The sequence below is a fragment of the Shigella sp. FC1544 genome (assembly GCF_001722145.1).
Lineage (GTDB): Bacteria > Pseudomonadota > Gammaproteobacteria > Enterobacterales > Enterobacteriaceae > Escherichia > Escherichia coli.
Map to the genome: position 1 here is coordinate 1 of NZ_MECT01000119.1, position 6176 is coordinate 6176.

At 49.4% G+C, this 6176-nt stretch carries 3 protein-coding genes and 3 pseudogenes; all 6 read left to right on the forward strand.

Features of this window, described 5'->3' with window-relative positions; genetic code table 11:
* Positions 1-339, forward strand: a pseudogene (locus BGK49_RS08375) (IS1-like element IS1B family transposase); the annotation flags it as partial.
* A gap of 16 nt (positions 340-355) precedes the next feature.
* Positions 356-799: pseudogene (gene melR / locus BGK49_RS08380) on the forward strand (transcriptional regulator MelR); the annotation flags it as partial.
* Positions 800-997: 198 nt separating this feature from the next.
* Complete coding sequence (gene adiA, locus BGK49_RS08385) at positions 998-3265, forward strand: arginine decarboxylase (protein WP_005045429.1); 2268 nt, start codon at positions 998-1000, stop codon at positions 3263-3265.
* A gap of 324 nt (positions 3266-3589) precedes the next feature.
* Complete coding sequence (adiY, locus tag BGK49_RS08390) at positions 3590-4351, forward strand: DNA-binding transcriptional activator AdiY (protein WP_001217059.1); 762 nt, start codon at positions 3590-3592, stop codon at positions 4349-4351.
* A 136-nt stretch (positions 4352-4487) separates the two neighbouring features.
* A pseudogene (adiC, locus tag BGK49_RS08395) lies at positions 4488-5826 on the forward strand (arginine/agmatine antiporter).
* An 88-nt stretch (positions 5827-5914) separates the two neighbouring features.
* Positions 5915-6176 (forward strand): IS1-like element transposase (locus BGK49_RS08400; protein ID WP_069375725.1); only part of this gene is annotated, 262 nt, incomplete at its 3' end.

A 6176-nucleotide genomic window follows, 5' to 3' on the forward strand; every position in this document is an offset into this window, starting at 1 on the left:
CAGCGCTGGCTGTTTTACGCGTATGACAGGCTCCGGAAGACGGTTGTTGCGCACGTATTCGGTGAACGCACTATGGCGACGCTGGGGCGTCTTATGAGCTTGCTGTCACCCTTTGACGTGGTGATATGGATGACGGATGGCTGGCCACTGTATGAATCCCGCCTGAAGGGAAAGCTGCACGTAATCAGCAAGCGATATACGCAGCGAATTGAGCGGCATAACCTGAATCTGAGGCAGCACCTGGCACGGCTGGGACGGAAGTCGCTGTCGTTCTCAAAATCGGTGGAGCTGCATGACAAAGTCATCGGGCATTATCTGAACATAAAACACTATCAATAAGTTGGAGTCATCACCTGAAATTGGCCTGATGCTCAAGCGATTTAGCCTCTCTGGCTGGGAACCGATTCTGGTCAATAAAACCTCGCGCACACACAAAAACAGCGTCTCGCGCCATACGCAATTTTATGTTAGCCAGATGCTGGGCTTTATTGCCGAAAACTATGATCAGGCGCTGACCATCAACGATGTGGCTGAGCACGTCAAACTTAACGCCAACTATGCAATGGGGATATTCCAGCGGGTCATGCAATTGACGATGAAACAGTACATTACCGCGATGCGCATCAACCACGTTCGCGCGTTACTGAGCGATACCGATAAAAGTATTCTCGATATTGCCCTGACGGCAGGCTTTCGTTCAAGTAGTCGTTTTTACAGCACGTTCGGCAAATATGTCGGCATGTCGCCGCAACAATACCGCAAACTTAGCCAACAGCGCCGCCAGACGTTTCCCGGCTAAAGACGATATCAGTATCAGCCAAAAAAATAGTTTAGCCGTCGATAACAAGCAGTGAAAATAATTTAAAATAATCACATAACGCATTGTTTATAAAAATAAATATTTCAAAAATGTTTGTTTTTCACGCGCTTTACAGCCCGAAAAGGCCGGAAGATACTTGCCCGCAACGAAGATTCCTTCATAACCGGGTAAGCAATGATGAAAGTATTAATTGTTGAAAGCGAGTTTCTCCATCAAGACACCTGGGTCGGTAACGCCGTTGAGCGTCTGGCAGATGCTTTAAGCCAGCAAAATGTTACCGTGATTAAATCCACCTCCTTTGATGATGGTTTTGCCATTCTCTCTTCAAACGAAGCCATTGACTGCCTGATGTTCAGCTATCAAATGGAACATCCGGACGAACATCAAAACGTCAGACAATTGATCGGTAAGCTTCATGAGCGCCAACAAAACGTGCCGGTCTTCCTGTTGGGCGATCGGGAAAAAGCCCTCGCCGCAATGGATCGCGACCTGCTGGAGCTTGTCGATGAATTCGCCTGGATTCTGGAAGATACCACCGACTTTATCGCCGGACGCGCCGTTGCCGCGATGACCCGCTACCGCCAGCAGCTGTTGCCGCCACTGTTCAGCGCGCTGATGAAATATAGCGACATCCATGAATATTCCTGGGCAGCGCCAGGCCACCAGGGCGGCGTTGGTTTTACCAAAACGCCCGCCGGACGTTTCTACCATGACTACTATGGAGAAAATCTGTTCCGCACCGATATGGGCATCGAACGAACTTCCCTCGGTTCTTTGCTTGACCATACTGGCGCATTTGGCGAAAGCGAAAAATATGCCGCACGCGTATTTGGTGCCGATCGCTCCTGGTCGGTAGTCGTCGGTACTTCCGGCTCTAACCGCACCATCATGCAGGCTTGCATGACCGATAACGATGTCGTGGTCGTTGACCGTAACTGCCATAAATCCATCGAACAAGGCTTGATGCTGACAGGCGCGAAACCGGTCTACATGGTGCCAAGCCGCAACCGCTACGGCATTATCGGGCCAATCTATCCGCAGGAAATGCAACCTGAAACCTTGCAGAAGAAAATCAGTGAAAGCCCGCTGACTAAAGACAAAGCCGGGCAAAAACCGTCTTACTGCGTGGTGACCAACTGCACCTATGACGGCGTGTGTTATAACGCTAAAGAAGCGCAGGATCTGCTGGAAAAAACCTCCGATCGTCTGCACTTTGACGAAGCCTGGTACGGCTATGCACGTTTCAACCCGATCTATGCCGATCACTATGCCATGCGCGGCGAACCTGGCGATCACAACGGTCCTACCGTTTTCGCCACCCACTCCACCCACAAACTGCTGAATGCGCTTTCACAGGCTTCTTATATTCATGTACGTGAAGGTCGTGGGGCGATTAACTTCTCCCGCTTCAACCAGGCCTACATGATGCATGCCACCACCTCCCCGCTGTATGCCATCTGCGCATCCAACGACGTGGCGGTGTCGATGATGGACGGCAACAGCGGCCTGTCACTGACGCAGGAAGTGATCGACGAAGCGGTTGATTTCCGTCAGGCGATGGCGCGGCTGTATAAAGAGTTCACCGCTGACGGTAGCTGGTTCTTCAAACCGTGGAACAAAGAAGTCGTCACCGACCCACAAACCGGCAAAACCTATGACTTTGCTGACGCACCAACCAAACTGCTGACCACCGTTCAGGACTACTGGGTAATGCATCCGGGCGAAAGCTGGCACGGCTTCAAAGATATTCCGGATAACTGGAGTATGCTCGACCCGATTAAAGTCAGCATCCTTGCTCCGGGAATGGGTGAAGATGGTGAACTGGAAGAAACCGGTGTTCCGGCGGCGCTGGTCACTGCCTGGCTTGGTCGCCACGGCATTGTGCCTACCCGCACCACTGACTTCCAAATTATGTTCCTGTTCTCTATGGGCGTAACCCGTGGGAAATGGGGGACTCTGGTTAACACCCTTTGCTCCTTCAAACGCCACTATGACGCCAACACACCGCTGGCGCAGGTGATGCCGGAACTTGTTGAACAATATCCTGACACTTACGCGAACATGGGGATTCACGATCTGGGTGACACCATGTTTGCCTGGCTGAAAGAAAACAACCCTGGCGCACGGTTGAACGAAGCCTATTCCGGCCTGCCGGTGGCGGAAATCACCCCGCGTGAAGCGTACAACGCGATTGTCGACAACAATGTCGAACTGGTATCCATTGAAAATCTGCCAGGACGCATCGCGGCAAACTCAGTTATCCCATATCCGCCAGGAATCCCGATGCTGCTGTCTGGTGAAAACTTCGGCGATAAAAACAGTCCGCAAGTAAGTTATTTACGCTCGCTGCAATCCTGGGACCACCATTTCCCTGGATTTGAACACGAAACTGAAGGGACTGAAATTATTGACGGTATTTACCACGTTATGTGTGTGAAAGCGTAACCACTATTCCGCTGAAGGCGTAATTGTTTAAATAACATTACGCCGCCTGGCCTTAGGCCTTTTGAGTATGGCAACGTTTTCATAAAAATTGCTGCAAACAAAAATGTCATACTTTTTGCGCGGCCCCACCCCGCGCTTTTTTTTGCCTGTTATTTACCCTGTAAAAAAATATGTACATGAGAAATTACTATAAAAATTTGTAATATTAGTAAAACTCGTTATTTTTATGCATGTTTATATTCGTCATACAATTATATAACCATTTCCCGGTATCGCTTTGCTTTAGCGAGAACTGGTCTTTTATTCGCACTCAGGAGTACATGTATGAGGATTTGCAGCGACCAACCTTGTATTGTTTTATTGACTGAAAAAGATGTCTGGATAAGGGTGAATGGGAAAGAACCTATTAGCCTTAAAGCTAACCATATGGCGTTATTAAATTGTGAAAATAATATTATCGACGTCTCCTCTCTTAACAACACTTTGGTTGCTCATATTAGTCACGACATCATCAAAGATTACCTCCGGTTTCTGAATAAAGATCTCTCGCAAATACCAGTATGGCAACGTAGCGCTACGCCCATACTCACCCTGCCATGCCTGACGCCAGACGTCTTTCGCGTTGCCGCGCAACACAGCATGATGCCCGCAGAAACTGAGTCAGAAAAGGAACGAACACGCGCATTATTATTCACGGTGCTATCCCGTTTTCTCGACAGTAAAAAATTCCTTTCATTAATGATGTATATGTTACGTAATTGTGTAAGTGACAGCGTTTATCAAATTATTGAAAGCGATATTCACAAAGACTGGAATCTTAGTATGGTAGCCAGTTGTTTATGTCTTAGCCCAAGTCTGTTAAAGAAAAAGCTGAAAAGCGAAAACACCAGTTATAGCCAAATAATCACCACCTGCCGCATGCGTTATGCCGTAAATGAATTAATGATGGACGGTAAAAATATCTCTCAGGTATCACAGTCCTGCGGCTACAACAGTACGTCGTACTTTATTTCTGTCTTTAAAGACTTCTACGGTATGACGCCGCTGCATTATGTTAGTCAGCACAGAGAACGCACTGTCGCCTGATTTTTAACCTTAACGAAGAGCTATATTAATAACGGCATCAGCGATAACCCGGTCGATAATAATTCAACTATCGAATGCAGGCGTATGATATGACGTAATTTATTGTCACGAAGCTCGCCTTCGCAGGAGTTTAATTATGTCTTCGGATGCTGATGCTCACAAAGTGGGCTTAATCCCCGTCACCCTGATGGTGTCGGGGAATATTATGGGGTCAGGTGTTTTTCTGTTACCTGCAAACCTGGCCTCCACTGGCGGGATTGCCATTTATGGATGGTTGGTGACGATTATCGGTGCACTGGGGCTCTCGATGGTATACGCCAAAATGTCGTTCCTCGACCCAAGTCCTGGTGGTTCTTACGCTTACGCCCGCCGCTGCTTTGGCCCGTTTCTCGGTTATCAAACCAACGTCCTCTACTGGCTGGCCTGCTGGATCGGCAATATCGCCATGGTGGTCATTGGCGTAGGATATTTAAGTTACTTCTTCCCGATTCTGAAAGATCCATTGGTATTAACCATCACCTGCGTCGTGGTGCTGTGGATCTTCGTCCTGCTGAACATTGTCGGTCCGAAAATGATCACCCGTGTGCAGGCAGTTGCCACCGTGCTGGCGCTGATCCCCATCGTCGGGATTGCCGTATTTGGCTGGTTCTGGTTCCGTGGTGAAACCTATATGGCGGCATGGAACGTCAGCGGCCTGGGCACCTTCGGTGCAATTCAAAGTACCCTTAACGTTACGCTGTGGTCGTTCATCGGTGTGGAAAGTGCCTCCGTTGCCGCAGGTGTGGTGAAAAACCCGAAACGCAATGTCCCTATCGCCACCATTGGTGGGGTATTGATTGCCGCCGTTTGCTATGTACTTTCTACCACCGCGATTATGGGGATGATCCCTAATGCCGCACTGCGCGTTTCTGCTTCGCCATTCGGTGATGCCGCACGGATGGCGTTGGGTGACACCGCCGGGGCCATTGTTTCCTTCTGCGCAGCTGCGGGTTGCTTAGGTTCACTTGGGCGGCTGGACGTTGCTGGCGGGTCAAACGGCGAAAGCCGCTGCCGATGACGGACTGTTCCCACCGATTTTTGCCCGTGTAAATAAAGCGGGTACGCCAGTGGCGGGGCTGATTATCGTCGGTATTTTGATGACCATCTTCCAGCTCAGCAGCATTTCACCAAACGCGACCAAAGAGTTCGGTCTGGTTTCTTCCGTCTCGGTCATCTTTACACTGGTGCCATATCTTTACACCTGTGCGGCGTTACTGCTGCTCGGACACGGTCACTTTGGTAAAGCACGCCCGGCATATCTGGCAGTTACTACCATTGCCTTCCTCTACTGCATCTGGGCCGTGGTGGGGTCCGGAGCGAAAGAGGTTATGTGGTCATTTGTCACCCTGATGGTCATCACCGCCATGTATGCGCTGAATTACAACCGGCTACATAAAAACCCGTATCCCTTAGATGCACCAATAAGCAAAGATTAATTCCCCTTAATCCAGCAAACATAAAAGCCAACCGGTAATGCTGCCAACTTACTGATTTAGTGTATGATGGTGATTTTAAGGTGCTTGCGTGGCTTCCATTTCCATCAGATGTCCTTCCTGCACCGCTACTGAAGGCGTGGTGCGTAACGGCAAAAGCACTGCCGGACATCAGCGCTATCTCTGCTCTCATTGCCGTAAAACATGGCAACTACAGTTCACTTACACCGCCTCTCAGCCCGGTACGCACCAGAAAATCATTGATATGGCCATGAATGGCGTCGGATGTCGTGCCAGTGCACGCATTATGGGCGTTGGCCTCAACACGGTTTTACGTCACTTAAAAAACTCAG

Excerpts from the sequence above, each read along its gene's own strand:
- adiY (WP_001217059.1), top strand. The coding sequence starts at position 3,590 with ATGAGGATTTGCAGCGACCAACCTTGTATTGTTTTATTGACTGAAAAA.
- adiA (WP_005045429.1), top strand. The coding sequence starts at position 998 with ATGAAAGTATTAATTGTTGAAAGCGAGTTTCTCCATCAAGACACCTGG.